This is a genomic window from Streptomyces sp. NPDC017202 (genome assembly GCF_044331705.1).
Classification (GTDB): domain Bacteria; phylum Actinomycetota; class Actinomycetes; order Streptomycetales; family Streptomycetaceae; genus Streptomyces.
On sequence record NZ_JBIRNP010000002.1, the window covers coordinates 558,758 to 574,189 of the forward strand.

13 protein-coding genes are annotated in these 15,432 nt (G+C 73.5%); 10 read left to right on the forward strand and 3 right to left on the reverse strand.

All coding sequences use genetic code 11. The features are described from left to right. Positions 1-103 precede the first annotated feature (103 nt). Positions 104-859: an SLATT domain-containing protein gene (locus tag ACH4N1_RS06790; protein ID WP_398095001.1), complete on the reverse strand. Its 756-nt coding sequence runs from the start codon at positions 857-859 to the stop codon at positions 104-106. A gap of 293 nt (positions 860-1,152) precedes the next feature. Here ACH4N1_RS06790 and ACH4N1_RS06795 point away from each other — a divergent pair, with 293 nt between their 5' ends. The 7 genes from ACH4N1_RS06795 (at position 1,153) to ACH4N1_RS06825 (ending at position 7,729) form a co-directional block, all read left to right on the forward strand. Beyond that, positions 1,153-1,494, forward strand: coding sequence for a YbaB/EbfC family nucleoid-associated protein (locus ACH4N1_RS06795; RefSeq protein ID WP_363087456.1), 342 nt, complete (start codon positions 1,153-1,155; stop codon positions 1,492-1,494). Between the two features lie 125 nt (positions 1,495-1,619). Beyond that, positions 1,620-2,219, forward strand: a complete 600-nt coding sequence (gene recR / locus ACH4N1_RS06800) for a recombination mediator RecR (RefSeq protein ID WP_107018120.1) — start codon at positions 1,620-1,622, stop codon at positions 2,217-2,219. Continuing rightward, on the forward strand, positions 2,212-2,871 hold the full coding sequence (locus ACH4N1_RS06805) for a DUF5063 domain-containing protein (protein WP_398095004.1): 660 nt from the start codon (positions 2,212-2,214) through the stop codon (positions 2,869-2,871). Before recR ends, ACH4N1_RS06805 begins: the two co-directional genes overlap by 8 nt. 220 nt (positions 2,872-3,091) lie before the next feature. Then, complete coding sequence (locus ACH4N1_RS06810) at positions 3,092-4,369, forward strand: aspartate kinase (protein ID WP_366058468.1); 1,278 nt, start codon at positions 3,092-3,094, stop codon at positions 4,367-4,369. Then, complete coding sequence (locus ACH4N1_RS06815) at positions 4,366-5,418, forward strand: aspartate-semialdehyde dehydrogenase (protein WP_398095007.1); 1,053 nt, start codon at positions 4,366-4,368, stop codon at positions 5,416-5,418. The genes ACH4N1_RS06810 and ACH4N1_RS06815 overlap by 4 nt, the downstream gene beginning before the upstream one ends. A gap of 533 nt (positions 5,419-5,951) precedes the next feature. Continuing rightward, on the forward strand, positions 5,952-6,545 hold the full coding sequence (locus ACH4N1_RS06820; protein WP_363087707.1) for a SigE family RNA polymerase sigma factor: 594 nt from the start codon (positions 5,952-5,954) through the stop codon (positions 6,543-6,545). A 125-nt stretch (positions 6,546-6,670) separates the two neighbouring features. After that, a complete protein-coding gene (locus tag ACH4N1_RS06825) occupies positions 6,671-7,729 on the forward strand; it encodes a hypothetical protein (protein WP_398095009.1) in 1,059 nt (352 codons plus the stop codon). Here the strand turns inward: ACH4N1_RS06825 and ACH4N1_RS06830 are convergent. Beyond that, positions 7,690-8,592 carry an SURF1 family protein gene (locus ACH4N1_RS06830; protein ID WP_398095011.1) on the reverse strand — a complete coding sequence of 301 codons (903 nt, stop codon included), beginning with the start codon at positions 8,590-8,592 and terminating at the stop codon, positions 7,690-7,692. The two genes, ACH4N1_RS06825 and ACH4N1_RS06830, sit on opposite strands and share 40 nt — an antisense overlap. Positions 8,593-8,925: 333 nt before the next feature. On the opposite strand from ACH4N1_RS06830, the gene ACH4N1_RS06835 reads away from it, so the two are divergent. Continuing rightward, complete coding sequence (locus tag ACH4N1_RS06835; RefSeq protein WP_398095013.1) at positions 8,926-10,743, forward strand: prolyl oligopeptidase family serine peptidase; 1,818 nt, start codon at positions 8,926-8,928, stop codon at positions 10,741-10,743. Between the two features lie 734 nt (positions 10,744-11,477). On the opposite strand, the gene ACH4N1_RS06840 is transcribed toward ACH4N1_RS06835, so the two are convergent. Continuing rightward, positions 11,478-13,472 carry an NAD-binding protein gene (locus ACH4N1_RS06840; RefSeq protein WP_398095269.1) on the reverse strand — a complete coding sequence of 665 codons (1,995 nt, stop codon included), beginning with the start codon at positions 13,470-13,472 and terminating at the stop codon, positions 11,478-11,480. 166 nt (positions 13,473-13,638) lie between these two features. On the opposite strand from ACH4N1_RS06840, the gene ACH4N1_RS06845 reads away from it, so the two are divergent. Further along, positions 13,639-14,694 (forward strand): permease, encoded by a 1,056-nt coding sequence (locus ACH4N1_RS06845; protein ID WP_398095015.1) that lies wholly within the window; start codon positions 13,639-13,641, stop codon positions 14,692-14,694. After that, on the forward strand, positions 14,691-15,422 hold the full coding sequence (locus ACH4N1_RS06850; RefSeq protein ID WP_398095016.1) for a TIGR03943 family putative permease subunit: 732 nt from the start codon (positions 14,691-14,693) through the stop codon (positions 15,420-15,422). The genes ACH4N1_RS06845 and ACH4N1_RS06850 overlap by 4 nt, the downstream gene beginning before the upstream one ends. The last annotated feature ends 10 nt before the right edge of the window (positions 15,423-15,432 follow it).

Below are 15,432 nucleotides of genomic sequence, written 5' to 3' on the forward strand. Positions count from 1 at the left end.
GGAGGGGCGGCGGGGACGAGGAAACCGCCGGCCCGGCCACCGCCGGCCCGGCCACCGCCGGCCCGGGCACCGGCAGGCCACCGTCGGCCCGGGCACCGGCAGGTCACCGCGGCTCGGGCGGCCGCTGCCGGGGCATGTGGGGCCGCCCCGCGCCCCCGGGCGGCAACGGAATCCGTCCGTGAACCACACCGCCACCCCGCCCCCCGCCCTCGGAGACACCCACCCCCTGCAACCCCATCGGCGCCGCCCCCGTACGGAACGACACCATCCAGTCCACCGTCTCCACCCGCACCAGCTCGGTCACGTCCTCCGAGAACCGCCGCAGCACCCCCAGGCACCGCTCGGCGGCCTCGCCGGCCGTCCCCTCCGCGGGCCCCAGCACCTCCCGCACGCTCTCCGCCGCCCACTCGAACTGCAGCACCTGCAGCCTCCGCTGCACCGCCTGCGCCGTGGCCATGTCCCTCATCCACCCGGCCGTCATCCCGAAGAACCGGTCGACGGCCAGGCACGCCGCCGCCGCCAGCAGCGCCAGGTACCCCCAGGGCGCCACCCCGCCCGTCGCCCCGGCGACATCGAGCAGCGGCAGCGCCGCCCCCGTCACCGCCCCCGCCGCGGCCCCGCCCCGCAGGACCCGTGCCACCCGCCGCTTCCACACCCGGTCGGCCAGGTACCAGGCGGCCGTGTCCAGCGCGCCCCGCTCGACCCACCGGTACAGCTCGTCGAGCCGCTCGGCCGGCTCGCCCCAGTCCCCGAGCGGAAAGGCCCGCCCGGTCAGATCGCCCGGCCGCAGCCGCGCCGCGCCCCCGCCCGGCCCGTCCTGGGACGGACCCTCGGGCTGTTTCTCCGGCTGCTGACCCACCCGGCACTCCCTACTGTCCGACCGATCCCGTCGCGCGACGCCTGATGCCGCCCGATGCCATCCGATGCCACCGTGACTCCCGGTGCCGATGCGCCGGACCCTTTCCTACCTCCCAATGGGTGGCGAAGAGGAACGGTTCGCGTCTTTTCCGCCCGGAAGTGGGCCTTGATCAGGTATAGGCCACACCCGAGAGTCACTCGAAAGAGTGCTGGAGCGACACCCGCACAGACCACGTAGGCTCGTGGCGAGCGGGAAAACCCCGTACCGAACAAGGCCCGGAAGAGGAGCTGATCGTGATTCCCGGTGGTGGCCAGCCCAACATGCAGCAGTTGCTCCAGCAGGCCCAGAAGATGCAGCAGGATCTGGCGCGTGCCCAGGAGGAGCTGGCGAACACGGAGGTCGACGGCCAGGCCGGCGGCGGCCTGGTGCGGGCCACCGTGACGGGCGCCGGCGAGCTGCGCGCCCTGAAGATCGACCCGAAGGCGGTGGACCCCGAGGACACCGACACCCTTGCCGACCTCGTCGTCGCAGCCGTCCAGGCGGCCAACGAGAACGCGCAGAACCTCCAGCAGCAGAAGCTCGGCCCGCTCGCCCAGGGCCTCGGCGGCGGCGGCATCCCCGGCCTGCCGTTCTGACACCGCCCCGGCCCCCGGCCGTTTCGGCGTCCGTCGCCCGCGCGACGCCCACACCGCCTTCCTAGGACGGGCGGCGGCCAACTACCGTACGTACTGCAAGGAAACCCAGGAAGGACGGCAGTCCGTTGTACGAAGGCGTGGTCCAGGACCTCATCGACGAACTGGGGCGGCTCCCCGGCGTCGGTCCCAAGAGCGCGCAGCGGATCGCCTTCCACATCCTCCAGGCGGAACCGACGGACGTACGGCGTCTCGCGCAGTGCCTGATGGAGGTCAAGGCGAAGGTCCGGTTCTGCGCGACCTGCGGCAACGTGGCGCAGGAGGAGCTGTGCAACATCTGCCGCGACCCCCGCCGCGACCTCTCCGTCATCTGTGTGGTCGAGGAGCCGAAGGACGTGGTGGCGGTCGAGCGCACCCGCGAGTTCCGGGGCAAGTACCACGTCCTGGGCGGAGCGATCAGCCCGATCGAGGGCGTCGGCCCCGACGACCTGCGCATCAGGGAACTGCTGGCCCGCCTCGCCGACGGCGCCGTCACCGAGCTGATCCTCGCCACGGACCCGAATCTCGAGGGCGAGGCGACGGCCACGTACCTCGCCCGCATGATCAAGCCCATGGGCCTGAAGGTCACCCGCCTGGCCAGCGGCCTCCCGGTGGGTGGCGACCTGGAGTACGCGGACGAGGTCACACTCGGCCGCGCCTTCGAGGGGAGACGACTCCTAGATGTCTGACGCCACGCTGCACGCGACCGAGCAGAACCCGGACGACTTCGTCGTCCAGGTCGCCGACCAGATCGAGAGCTTCCTGGTCGCGGTCTCCGAGGTCGCCAAGGGCGACGAGCCGGACTCGGCCGTCCCCTTCCTCCTGCTGGAGGTCTCCCAGCTCCTGCTGGCCGGCGGCCGCCTCGGCGCCCACGAGGACATCGTCCCCGACGAGCGCTACGAGCCCGACCCCGGATTCGAGCCCGACGCGGACGAACTGCGCGAGGACCTCGCCCGCCTCCTGGAGCCGATCGACGTCTACTCCGAGGTCTTCGACCCCTACGAGCCCCGCAAGGCGCCCGTCCCCGCCCGCATCTCCGACGACCTCGCCGACGTCATCGCCGACCTCCGGCACGGCATGGTCCACTACCGGGCCGGCCGCACCTCGGAGGCCCTGTGGTGGTGGCAGTTCTCGTACTTCTCCAACTGGGGCGCCACGGCCTCGGCGACCCTGCGCGCCCTCCACTCGGTCCTGGCCCACGTCCGCCTCAACCAGCCCCTGCAGGAACTGGACGGCCTGGACACCGACCAGGGCGACGGCGACGACACCCTGGAGTTCGAGGCGGGCCGGGTGATGGCCGAGGAGATCGGCGGCCACCTGGGACCGGGGTCGCTCGGGTAGCGTCCGGCCGCTCCGCGTGCCGACAGTGCGGGAAACCTCACTCGCGGCTTTCACTTCGGCGTCAGTGGGCAGGGACTGTCCTGGACGACCCGCCCGGACGGCCCCCGGGAGTCTCACCATGCGGTATCCCGGGGGCGGTTCTCGGGCGCTCGTTAGACTGAGCCGACCCGCAGTACAAGGGCGTACGTGCGGAAAAAGACAAACTGAGCGAGGAGCGCACGTGGGCCTTGTCGTGCAGAAGTACGGAGGTTCCTCCGTAGCCGATGCCGAGGGCATCAAGCGCGTCGCCAAGCGGATCGTGGAAGCCAAGAAGGACGGCCACCAGGTGGTGGCGGTGGTTTCCGCGATGGGCGACACGACGGACGAGCTGATCGATCTCGCGGAGCAGGTTTCCCCGATCCCTGCCGGGCGCGAGCTCGACATGCTGCTGACCGCCGGAGAGCGGATCTCCATGGCCCTGCTGGCCATGGCCATCAAGAACCTGGGCCACTCCGCCCAGAGCTTCACCGGCAGCCAGGCAGGTGTCATCACCGACTCGGTCCACAACAAAGCCCGGATCATCGATGTCACGCCGGGCCGGATCCGTGACTCGCTCGACGAGGGCAACATCGCCATCGTCGCCGGGTTCCAGGGCGTCAGCCAGGACACCAAGGACATCACCACGCTGGGGCGCGGCGGGTCCGACACCACCGCCGTGGCCCTCGCGGCCGCCCTCGACGCCGAGGTGTGCGAGATCTACACCGACGTCGACGGCGTGTTCACCGCCGACCCGCGCGTGGTGAAGAAGGCCCGGAAGATCGACTGGATCTCCTTCGAGGACATGCTCGAACTGGCCTCGTCCGGGTCGAAGGTGCTGCTCCACCGCTGCGTGGAGTACGCCCGCCGTTACAACATCCCGATCCACGTCCGTTCGTCCTTCAGCGGACTTCCGGGCACCTGGGTCAGCAGCGAGCCGATCGAGCAAGGGGACAAGCAGGTGGAGCAGGCCATCATCTCCGGTGTCGCGCACGACACCTCCGAGGCCAAGATCACGGTCGTCGGCGTGCCGGACAAGCCGGGTGAGGCGGCCACGATCTTCCGCACGGTCGCCGACGCCCAGATCAACCTCGACATGATCGTGCAGAACGTGTCCGCGGCCTCCACCGGCCTCACGGACATCTCCTTCACGCTGCCGAAGTCCGAGGGCCGCAAGGCGATCGACGCCCTGGAGAAGAACAAGAGCGGCATCGGCTTCGACTCCCTGCGCTACGACGACCAGATCGGCAAGATCTCCCTCGTCGGCGCCGGCATGAAGACCAACCCGGGCGTCACCGCCGACTTCTTCAAGGCGCTGTCCGACGCGGGCGTCAACATCGAGCTGATCTCGACCTCCGAGATCCGCATCTCGGTGGTCACCCGCGCCGACGACGTGCCGGAGGCCGTGCGCGCCGTGCACACCGCCTTCGGGCTCGACTCCGACAGCGACGAGGCCGTCGTCTACGGGGGCACCGGGCGATGATCCGACGACCGACGCTCGCGGTCGTGGGGGCGACCGGAGCGGTCGGCACGGTCATGCTGAAGATCCTGTCCCAGCGCGCCGACGTCTGGGGCGAGATCCGACTGATCGCCTCGCCGCGCTCGGCCGGCCGCAAGCTGGCCGTGCGCGGCGAGGAGGTCGAGGTGGTGGCGCTCACCGAGGAGGCCTTCGACGGCGTCGACGTCGCGATGTTCGACGTGCCGGACGAGGTCGCCGAGCGGTGGGCGCCGCTCGCCGCCGCCAGGGGCGTGGTGGTCGTGGACAACTCGGGCGCCTTCCGGATGGACCCGGACGTGCCCCTGGTCGTCCCCGAGGTCAACGCCCACGCCGTGCGCAACCGGCCGCGCGGCATCGTCGCCAACCCGAACTGCACCACCCTGTCGATGATCGTCGCGCTGGGCGCGCTGCACGCCGAGTACGGCCTGCGCGAGCTGGTGGTGTCGTCGTACCAGGCGGTCAGCGGGGCGGGGCGGGCCGGCGTGGAGACACTGCGCCGGCAACTGTCCATGGTCGCCGGTACGGAGCTGGGCACCAGCCCCGGTGACGTGCGGCGGGCCGTCGGCGACCGGACGGGCCCCTTCCCGGAGCCGGTCGCGCTGAACGTCGTGCCGTGGGCCGGGTCGCCGCGCGAGGACGGCTGGTCGTCGGAGGAGATGAAGGTGCGGGACGAGTCCCGCAAGATCCTCGGACTGCCGAAGCTGCCCGTCGCCGTGACCTGTGTGCGGGTGCCGGTGATCACCGTGCACTCCCTCACCGTCCACGCCCGCTTCCAGGACGAGGTCACCGTCGGCGGCGCCCGCGAGATCCTCGCCACCGCCCCCGGCGTCGTCCTCTTCGACAACCCGGCCGCCGGGGAGTTCCCCACGCCCGCCGACGTCGTCGGCACCGACCCCACCTGGGTCGGCCGGGTGCGCCGGGCGCTCGACGACCCCACGGCACTCGAACTCTTCGTGTGCGGGGACAACCTGCGCAAGGGGGCCGCCCTGAACACCGCGCAGATCGCCGAACTGGTGGCGGCGGAGTACGGGTGACGTTCGCGGCGCGCGCAACGCTTGGTGGGACAGGAGCCGGTGGCCGGAAATTCCCTGGCCACAGGCTCCGGCGTTTATAGGATCTGTCGTACGGCGATGTGAGCCGGTCGACGGCCGGCACCACTTGTATCGGACACCTATGGCGTTCGAAGATTTTCCTCCCCGCCCTCCGCAACCACGCGGAGCGCGGGGAGCGTCTTTGCGGTCACCCTTCGGGGTGCGCGGAGGTGTGATCGCGGCGTATGGGGACGCCGCGATCGGGGCGTGGGGGCGCCCGTTCACATGGCATACAGGAGAAGAGCGGGACAGATGAGGGCATGGGAGGCGCCGTCCGTGCGGCTGCCGGCGGGTGCGAGCGGGGCATCCGGGGCGGGGGCGCGAGCGGACGGGCCGACGTCCGGCGCAAAACTCGCGGCCGGCCCGTACAACCCCGGCGGGGGGAAACGTGTCCAACAGGCGTGGCAGAGGTTCTCGACTTCCCGGCGACCCGCGGTACGGCCCTACGGCCGCCCCGCGGCGCCCTCCGACCCCGCATGCCCGGCGCGCCCGGCGGCATGCCGGTGATCGCCCCCATGCCCGCAGCGCGGCCCGCCCGCGTACCCAGCCAGCGTGACACCGACGAGGTGGCCGCCGCCGGCACCACCGTCGACCACCTCACCGAGACCTACCGGGCCCACTACCGCTCGCTGCTCGGTCTCGCCGCCCTCCTCCTCGACGACACCGCCTCCTGCGAGGACGTCGTCCAGGAGGCCTTCATCCGCGTCCACTCCGCGCGCAAACGCGTCCGCGACCCGGAGAAGACCCTCGCCTACCTGCGCCAGACCGTCGTCAACCTCTCCCGCTCCGCCCTGCGCCGCCGCATCCTCGGCCTGAAGCTGCTCTCCAAGCCGATGCCGGACATGGCCAGCGCGGAGGAGGGCGCCTACGACCAGCTGGAGCGCGACTCCCTCATCAAGGCGATGAAGGGCCTGCAGCGCCGCCAGCGCGAGGTCCTCGTCCTGCGCTACTTCGCCGACATGACCGAGGCCCAGGTCGCCGAGACCCTCGGCATCTCGCTCGGCTCGGTCAAGGCCTACGGTTCGCGCGGCATCGCCGCCCTGCGCGTCGCCATGGGGGCGGCGGCGTGAGCGCGCGGGGCGAGGAACCCGACGGCGGGGACGCACGCGAGCGGCACGAGCCGTACGCGTGGCACGAGCCGATGACACCGCCGCACAAGCAAGAGCCGAAGCAATCGCACGCTGGGAACGGAACCGTGAACCACCACCTCGACGACCAGAGCCCCGACGGGTTCGACTCGGACGAGCTGGCACTGCGCCGCATGCTGCACCAGGCGGTCCAGGAGATGGCGCCGAGCGACGGGACGCTGGAGCACCTCAGGCGGGCCGTCCCCGCCCGTCGGGCCCGCAAGCGCCAGGCCGCCGTCGGAATGGCCGCCGCGGCCCTCTTCGTCGGCACCGCCGTCCCCGCCCTGCTGCACGTCTCCCACTCCGGCGGCTCCGACGCCAACCCCTCCATCGCAGGCCAGGCCTCCCAGACCCAGGGCGGCGCCGGTGAGGACAAGGGCCCCGACGGCGGCACCTCCGGCAAGGTCGGCGCCCCCGCCGGCACCACCGGCCGGCCCGGCCAGGACAGCACCGAGAACACCGCCGGCGCCAAGGCCTCCGGCAGCGCGACCGGCTCACCCGACGGCACCGGCCCCGCCGCCTCCTCCCCGGCCGACGCCCCCGCCTGCACCACGTCCCAGCTGGGCGACTCCAGCGCCGTCGTCGAGGTCCCCGACTCGGCCGGCGTCGTCTACGGCACCTTCCGCGTCGTCAACGTCTCCGACCGCGGCTGCACCGTCGGCGGGAGCGTGTCCGTGACGCCCACCGCGCAGGGCGCCGCCGACCCCGCGAAGATCACCCTCGCCGAACACACCTCGGGTGACGCGGCGGCCAACCTGCCCGACCCCTCCCTCTACGTCTCCCAGCTGGTCCTCGCCCCGGGCTCGGCGTACGACGTGCGGTTCGCCTGGGTGCCGTCCGAGACCTGCCCCACCACCGGCGGTACCACCGGCGGCAGCACCACCGGCGGTCCCTCGTCCTCCCCGGACCCCTCCCCGAGCGGGCAGAGCGGCACCGCGGACGGCACGACCGGCGGCACGTCCGGCACGGCTGCCCAGCTGTTCACCGAGGACGGCACGGCCGACGGCAGCGTCCTGGTGACGTACACGGCCGAGGGCGGCTCGCCGACGGTGAGTGCGACGGTGCCGGACGCGTGCGCGGGAACCGTCTACCGGACGGGCGTGCTGGCGTCGACGTCGGTGTCCTGAGCCGCCGAGGACGACCCGGAGGACGCGGGGGAGCCAGCCGCGGGGGAACCGGGTGAGGCCGGGGACCCGGTGGGCGCGGGGGAGCCGGGCGACGCGGAGGCGTCGGGCCCGGTGATCCCCAGCTCCGCGTCCCTCGCGAACTCGATCTCGCGCCGCAGCAACCGGAACCACATGAACACCACGAACCCGGCGAACACGAACCACTCACCGGTGTAACCGAGGTTCTGGAACGCCTTCAGGTCCAGCCCCGTGCCGCTCGGCGCGCGCGCGGGCACCGCCGTCATCCCCGAGTCGGCGGTGTCGAGGGTGACCCAGGCGTCGTAGAGGTCGTCGGAGACGAGGTTGACCAGCGAGGCCGTGCTGATCGCGCCGGTCTGGCCGGGCGGCAGCCCGCCCCGCGCGCTCACGCCGTTGTCGCCGGGCGTCTCGGGCGCCTGGAGCGCGCCGGTGACGCTGACCTCGCCGGCCGGCGGGGCGGGCGCCCTGGCGGCGTCGGCCGTACCGGGCAGCCAGCCGCGCACGACGGGCAGGGTCCTGCCGCCGTCGGTGCGCAGCAGCGTCAGCACGTAGAAGCCCGCCCGGCCGTCCAGCTCGCGGTCGGGAACCAGCAGCTGATCGCCGTACCGCCCGCTCGCGGTGACCCGCTTGCCGGACGTGGCCTTGTCCACGGGCAGCATCTCGGCCAGCGGGCGCGGTGCCTGTGTGCGGGCCGAGTCGGCCTGCGCCTCGGCGCTGCGGTGGTCGTCCACGCGCGCCTCGAACCGGCTCAGCTGCCAGGACCCCATGAACACGCAGAAGGGGATGGCCAGCAGCACGAAGACGTTGATCCCCCACCAACGGGGCGTCAGCAGAAACCGGTACACACCGACAACGGTACGGGGCGGCGGCGGGGGAGCGGTCCGCGGGGTGGATGCGGGGGAGCGCGGGAGTGATCCGGCCGGGGGGCGGGTGGATCGGCGGGGCGGGCGCGCGGGTGGCCGCGGGGTGGGCCGGCGGGAGGGGCCGACGGGGCGAGCGCGCGACCTGGGGCGGCTCGGTCTGTCCACAGGGGATGCCGGAGCGGTCCGGGTTTGTCCACATGCGCGGCTGCGACGGCCCGGGTTTTTCCACAGGTGCGGTCATGGGCGGCCTCGTGTTTGTCCACAGGCTGGGGGCCGTGGTGCTCCTTTGTCCGCGGAGGCGGGCAGTATGGGGCCATGACTGAGAGCAACGGGTCCGCCGCGCCGCAGCGGTACGAGGAGATGCCGGACTGGGAGAAGCGTTTCCGGGCGCCCCGGGTGTCGCTGCCCGACTGGGCGGAGGACGCGCCGGACCGCTCCCTGTTCGTGTCGAACGCGACAGGGACGTACGAGCTGTACGCCTGGAACCGGTCCACCGGCGAACAGCGCCAGGTGACGAACCGGGCCAACGGCACGACGGACGGTGTGCTCTCCCCGGACGGCACCTGGATCTGGTGGTTCGACGACAAGGACGGCGACGAGTTCGGGGTCTGGCGCCGCCAGCCCTTCGAGGGCGGCGAGGACGAACTGGCGACACCGGGCCTCGACCCGTCGTACCCGGCGGGCCTGGCCCTGGGCAGGGACGGCCGTACGGCGGTGGTGGGCCGCTCCACGGACGAGGACGGCACGACGATCCACGTGGCGCGGCTCGGCGAGGCGCCGGTCGAGCTGTACCGCCACCGCGAGTCGGCGGGCGTCGGAGACCTGTCCCACGACGGCACCCTGATCGCGATCGAGCACACCGAACACGGCGACGCGATGCACTCCGCGCTGCGCGTCCTGCGCCCCGACGGCTCCACGGTCGCCGAACTGGACGACACCGAGGGCGGCACCCGGGAACTGGGCCTCGAGGTGCTGGGCTTCGCGCCCGTCGACGCCGACCCCCGCCTGCTGATCGGCCACCAGCGCCGGGGCCGCTGGGAACCGCTCGTCTGGGACGTGGCGACCGGCGAGCAGACCGACCTGGCCCTCGATCTGCCGGGCGACGTGGGCGCGGAGTGGTATCCGGACGGTTCCGGACTCCTGGTCTCGCACAGTTTCGAGGCCCGCAGCGAACTGTTCCGCTACGACCTGACGAGCCGGGAACTCGTGCGGGTGCCGACCCCGCCGGGCACGGTCTCGAGCGCGACAGCCCGCCCCGACGGCAGCGTGGAGTACCTGTGGTCGTCGGCGGCCGAGCCGCCCACCGTCCGCTCGACGACGGGCGAGCCGGTCCTGGACCCGCCCGGCATGAAGTCCCCGGGTTCGGTGCCGGTGGAGGACGTGTGGGTGGAGGGGCCCGGCGGACGCATCCACGCCCTGGTCCAGAAGCCGGCCGGCACGAGCGGCCCCCTGCCCACCGTGTTCGACATCCACGGCGGCCCCACCTGGCACGACAGCGACTCCTTCGCGGCCGGCCCCGCCGCCTGGGTCGACCACGGCTACGCGGTCGTCCGCGTCAACTACCGCGGCTCCACCGGCTACGGCCGCGCCTGGACGGACGCCCTGAAGCACCGGGTCGGGCTGATCGAGCTGGAGGACATCGCAGCGGTCCGCGAGTGGGCGGTGGCCTCGGGTCTGGCCGACCCCGACCGCCTGATCCTCACCGGCGGCTCCTGGGGCGGCTACCTGACCCTCCTGGGCCTGGGCACCCAGCCCGAGGCGTGGGCGCTGGGCATCGCGGCGGTCCCGGTGGCCGACTACGTCACGGCCTACCACGACGAGATGGAAGCCCTCAAGGCGATGGACCGCACGCTCCTGGGCGGCACCCCCGAGGAGGTCCCCGACCGCTTCGCGGCCTCCTCCCCCCTGACCTACGTGGACCAGGTCGAGGCCCCCGTCTACATCTCGGCCGGCGTCAACGACCCCCGCTGCCCCATCCGTCAGATCGACAACTACGTGACCCGCCTGGAGACCCGGGAGGCCCTCCACGAGGTCTACCGCTACGACGCGGGCCACGGCTCCCTGGTGGTGGACGAACGCATCAAGCAGGTCCGCCTGGAACTGCAGTTCGCGGAGAAACACCTGGGCCGCTGAGGAAACCTCGCCCCGGCGCCCGGTGCCCGGCCCTTGGCTCCCGGCGCCCGGCGCCCGGCCCTTGGCTCCCGGCTCCCGGTCCCTGGTCCCCGGCTCCCGGTCCCTGGTCCCCGGCTCCCGGTCCCTGGTCCCCGGCTCCCGGTCCCCGGTCCCCGGCTCCCGGTCCCCTGACACAGGGCTGCGGCGACCGGGGGCGGGCGCGCGATCCTCGCCGGTGTCCGGGAACCACCGGTCCTCCCGCGCCGGGTCGCCGCACCGGGCCGCAGGGGTGCCGGGGACGCACAAGGTGCGCACCCGGTCGCCGCGGTCCCGGGGGCCCCGCCCCTCCGGAACGGGTTTCTGCGGCCGGGGGGTGCAGGGGCGTGGCTCTGGCCGGTGTCCAGGGTTCTCGGCTTCTTCGGGGCGGTTTTCTGTGGTCGGGGGGAGCAGGAGGCGTGGTTCTCTGGCCGGTGTCCATGGCTCCCGGCCCCTACGCCCTACGCGGCGGGTTTCCGCGGCCGGGGTGAGGGGACGCAGTCCCCTCCGGAACGGGCTCCGGTGACCAGGGGCACGGGGGACGGAGTCCCCGCCGGCGCCCGGGCTCCCGCACCCCTTCGGAGCGGGTTCCCGCGGCCAGGGGCGCAGGGGACGGAGTCCCCGCCGGGGTCGGGGGCGGAGCCCCTGGGCGGGGTTGAAGGGGCGGAGCCCCTGGGGACGGGACGGGCAGGGGCGGCGGGGGCGGGAAAAGAAGGCGGCTACACCCCCGCCGCTCCCCTCCGCCGCCGCCCCAACAGCTCCGCCAGCCCCCGCCGCGTGGCGGCCAGCACCACCCGATCCTCCCCCCGCAGCACATACGAGTCGGGCAGATCCCACACCAGCCCCACCCCGGCGCCCACCCCGACTCCGGCCCCCCGCCCCTCGTCCCCCGCCCCGGACGACTCCCGACCGGCCCCCTCCAACGCCAACACCCGCCAGTACCCGGCCCGAAACGCCTCCCCCACCGTCTTCCCCGTCAACTGCCCGTACCCCCCGACCTCCAGCGAAGCGAACAGCAACACCCGCCGCTCCACCGGGATCGCCCCCAGGATCTGCCGCCCCATCATCGCCCCCGCGAACGACGGCGCGGCCAGATGCGTCACGCTCCGGCTCCGCGTCAACGCCTGCGGATGCGCCGCCCGCAACGTGCGGTACACCGCGGTCGCGAAGCCGTCGTCGTACAACCGCAGCACCACCCGCAGGTCGTGCCGTAAGGACCGCGCGTACAGAGCGGCCTCGAGATTCGTCGTGTCGGAGCTGGTCACCGCCAGCAACGCGTGCGCCCGATGGATCTTCGCCGCCTCCAGCACCCCCTCCTGCGTGACGTCCCCCAGCACCACGGGCACCCGCAGCCGCCGCGCCACCGCGACCCCCCGCGCCTCCGGGGCGGCCTCCACGCACACCACGGGAATGTCCAGCTCCCGCAGCCGCGTCAGCACCCGCGTCCCGATCTTCCCCAGCCCCAGCAGCACCACGTGACCGCCCAGCCCCCGCGGCGGCCGCCGCAGCGCCCCGGCCGCCCGGAACGTCCCCAGCCCCTCCAGCACGGCCGCCAACAACACCGGCAGCAGCAGCAACCCCACGAGTCCGGAGAGCAGTTGGAGAACCTGCCGCTCGGTCGACTTCCCCACCGCCGGATCGTTGATCGAGAACAGATCCAGCAGCGTCAGATACACCGCCCCCAGCAGATGGACCCCGGTCACCAGCCACAACGCCACCGCGAGCGCGACGACACACCCCACGAGCCCCGCCAGCGACCACCGCAGCCGCCGCGAGAACAGGGAGGCGAACGGCGCCACGACCCCGACCCCCCGCCCGGAGGGCAACGCGGGCCCGGCCGAGTACGACACCTGTTCCAGCACGACGCTGCCCCGCCCGCTCGCGGCGGCGACCGTGGCCGCGTCCGGCAACAGCAGCGGCCCCTGCTCCCCGCTGGTCTCGGAACCGTCCGCGAAGGCGGGGTCGTTGCTCGTCGCGGACAGCAGGGCGAGCGTGGCCAGCCCGGGATCGGCGGCCCGTCCGGCTCCCCGGGCGGGCCGTTCGACGGCCCGCAGCAACAGCCCGTCCGTCTGGACGACCTTGCTGGTGCCGGCGACGGCGGTCGCGGCCAGCGCGGGCGCGGCGGTGTCGGCATCGGACAGTACGGTGGTGGAGGCGTCCCCCACCGCGGACCCGCCGCCCCCGCCGACCGTCGCCAGGGCGGCGGCCTGGTCGAGGAGTTCCTCGATGTGCTGTCCCAACCGCCGGTTGTACAGCCGCAGGACGAGCCGCAGCCGGGGGTTGAGCCGACGGGCGGTGAGGGCGGCGCGGATGTTCGTCTCGTCGTCGTCGTAGACGAGCGCGAGCGCGGCCGCCCGTTCCACCCCTGCCTCGGCGAGCACGGCCTCGGTCGGCTCGACGGCCTCCAACACCCGCCCCGCGAAACCGGTTTCACCGCTTCCCGCCGTACCGGCGACCGCGCCCGAACCGGCTCCCGTCCCCGCCGCGGTCCCCGTTCCCGCTCCCGTCCCCCCGCCGTTCCCGGCAGCCCGATTGACGGCAGCGCTCACCACCCGGTCGAGCAGCGCCACGGACACCGCGCGGGCGCGCCCCACGACAGGCGGCCGTACCGCCCGCTCGGAAGGCGGGACGACGAGCGTGACCTGCTCCTCGTACACCCCGCGCAACTCCGCGGCCAACCGGTGCGCGAGCCCGTCATCGCCGCACACCACCATGTGTGCGCCGGACTCGCCCGGCGCCGGACCCTGATTCGGTAGACCAGCCACGAGGGGAAAGACTGCCGCACCGCGACGGGTGGTTCCAGATCCGCCCTGAACGGGCGGAGCCGCGAGCCCGTAAGGGAGGGGAGGGAGAACGAAGCGACCCGGAGGTGCCCCACCCGTGGCCACGACCGAACAGGCCCCGAAGCAGCCGGGCACCCTCGACACGGCGGGCACCTCGAACCCGCCGGGCACCCCGAGCGAGGACGGCAACGCGCCCCCTGCCCCCCGCCGTCCGACCTCCCCCCTGGCCCTCACCCTCCTCCTGCTCCTCATGGTGCTGCTCCAGGCCCCCCTGCGCCGCGCGCTCTCCGCCCCGGTGATGCAGACCTGGACGACGGTGTTCGTGGCGGTGATGATCCAGGCGCTGCCGTTCCTCGTCCTGGGCGTCCTGCTGTCGGCGGCGATCGCGGTCTACGTCCCGCCGTCCTTCTTCGCCCGGGCCCTGCCCCACCGGCCCGCGCTGGCGGTCCCGGTGGCCGGCCTGGCGGGCGCGGTCCTGCCGGGCTGCGAGTGCGCGTCCGTACCGGTCGCGGGTGCGCTGGTGCGCCGCGGGGTGACCCCCGCCGCGGCGCTCGCCTTCCTCCTCTCCGCCCCGGCGATCAACCCGATCGTGCTGACGGCGACGGCGGTGGCGTTCCCCCGGAACCCGGAGATGGTCCTGGCCCGCTTCGTGGCGAGCCTGCTGGTGGCCTGCGCCATGGGCTGGCTGTGGCACCGCCTGGGCCGCACGGACTGGATGCGGCCGTCGGCGCACGCCCGGCACGAGGGCCGGAGCAGGGGCGAGGCGTTCTGGGACTCGACACGCCACGACGTGATGCATGCGGGCGGTTTCCTGGTGGTGGGCGCGATGGCGGCGGCGACGCTGAAGGCGGTGGCCCCGGAGCACTGGCTGCGCACGGCGGCCGGCAACCCGGCGGTGGCGGTGCTGTCGCTCGCGGTGCTGGCGGTGGTCCTGTCGATCTGCTCGGAGGCGGACGCGTTCGTGGCGGCGTCGCTGACGCAGTTCTCGCTGACGGCCCGGCTGGCCTTCCTCGTCGTCGGCCCGATGATCGACCTGAAACTGTTCGCGATGCAGGCCGGTACGTTCGGCCGCGGCTTCGCCCTCCGCTTCGCGCCCCTCACCTTCGTGCTGGCGATCACCGGAGCGGTCCTGACCGGGGCGGTGCTGCTGTGAACCGCCAGGCCCAGTCGGCCGTCCTGTTCCTCCTCGGCGCGAGCCTGCTGCACGCGGGCACCACCGACCTCTACCTGCGCTACGTGAAGGCGGGCCTGCGCCCCCTGCTCCTGGCGGCGGGCGCGGTCCTGATCGCGACGGCACTGGCGACGGCCTGGTACGAGTGGCGCGCGACGCGGCCGAAGGAGAGCGCCACCACCCCCCGGGCCCGCCACTCCCACCCCGAACCCCGCGTCTCCTGGCTGCTCGTCCTGCCCCTCCTCGCCCTGATCCTGGTCGCCCCGCCGGCCCTCGGCTCGTACAGCGCCACCCGCGCCGGTACGGCGCTCCAGGAGCCGCTGGCCTACCCGGCGCTGCCCGCCGCGGACCCCCTCCGCCTCAGCCTGGTCGACTACGCGGGCCGCGCGGCCTACGACGACGGCCGCACGCTCACCGGCCGCCGCATCCGGCTCACCGGCTTCCTGGCACTGGACCGCGACGGCACCCCGTACCTGGTCCGCATGGCCCTCAACTGCTGCGCGGCGGACGCCCAGCCGGTCAAAGTGGGTCTGACCGGCCGGATCCCCCCGGTACTGCAGCCGGACACCTGGCTGGAGATCACCGGCACCTACACCCCGCACCGCGTCAAGGATCCCGTCAACGACGGCCCGATCCCCTTCATCGAGGTCACCGCGGCCAGGCCGACACCCGCGCCGAAGGATCCCTACGACGAGACGTGGAACACCTGAGCCGAGACGG

Excerpts from the sequence above, each read along its gene's own strand:
- ACH4N1_RS06805 (WP_398095004.1), top strand. The coding sequence starts at position 2,212 with ATGTCTGACGCCACGCTGCACGCGACCGAGCAGAACCCGGACGACTTC.
- ACH4N1_RS06815 (WP_398095007.1), top strand. The coding sequence starts at position 4,366 with ATGATCCGACGACCGACGCTCGCGGTCGTGGGGGCGACCGGAGCGGTC.
- ACH4N1_RS06820 (WP_363087707.1), top strand. The coding sequence starts at position 5,952 with ATGCCCGGCGCGCCCGGCGGCATGCCGGTGATCGCCCCCATGCCCGCA.
- ACH4N1_RS06835 (WP_398095013.1), top strand. The coding sequence starts at position 8,926 with ATGACTGAGAGCAACGGGTCCGCCGCGCCGCAGCGGTACGAGGAGATG.
- ACH4N1_RS06840 (WP_398095269.1), bottom strand. The coding sequence starts at position 13,472 with ATGGTGGTGTGCGGCGATGACGGGCTCGCGCACCGGTTGGCCGCGGAG.